1 protein-coding gene is annotated in these 642 nt (G+C 60.7%); it reads right to left on the bottom strand.

Annotated features, from left to right (window positions below; all coding sequences use genetic code 11):
• Positions 1-56 precede the first annotated feature (56 nt).
• Positions 57-642, bottom strand: a 586-nt coding sequence (locus ACESYO_RS16430; protein WP_373210887.1) for a hypothetical protein, incomplete at its 5' end; no start/stop codon positions are given.

The following is a 642-nucleotide window of genomic DNA, read 5'->3' as shown; positions in this document are numbered from 1 at the left end:
CCAGCGAGAAAAGGCTCGCGATCAGTTTTTTCTTCATCTTCACTGCCTCCTCCCGCTTACTCGGTCACGCTGACCAGGTTGCCGTTTGCGTCCAGCTCGGCCACAACGCCCCAGCTGGCCAGAATGCCGCTGGCGTTCAGGTCGGCCGCGTCCGCACCGGCGAACTGTACGCCGTCCGCCACAGCCTCCAGCTTCACGGTCTTGCCCGCGTACTCGTTGGTCAAGTCAGCCGGGATGCCAATGGTCTTGAGCAATTCACTGGTGCTCTGGCCTGCCGGAACCGGGTACTTGTAGTAGTACACCTCGGTCTCGTTCGAGTTGCCCTCGAACAGGCTGGTTGCCTTCAGCCAGTCCTCACTGTTCAGGCCCAGCTCGATGTTTTCGGCGGCGAGATCGGTGGTTTTGTCTTTCCCGTCCGCCCAGTATTTGGTTACGGTTACGCGGATGTAGGCATCCACGCTGCCGGTATTGTCTACTTTATAGCCGTCTTTTACCTCGATTTCGTCCGCCGGCATCAGCGCCTTGTCGGTTACCGCAAGGGTGACCGGATCGCTTTTGCCGCCAGTCCATTCAATGTTCAGGGTGGCCGCCGCCAGAGGCGCCGTGACCGGGTTCTCCGCACTCGCCTGGCCTGCCGCCAGG

It is taken from the genome of Allofournierella massiliensis, assembly GCF_964241245.1.
GTDB classification, from domain to species: domain Bacteria; phylum Bacillota; class Clostridia; order Oscillospirales; family Ruminococcaceae; genus Allofournierella; species Allofournierella massiliensis.
Note: the sequence above shows the minus strand (reverse complement) of the source record. Positions and strands in the feature narration are given on the sequence as shown.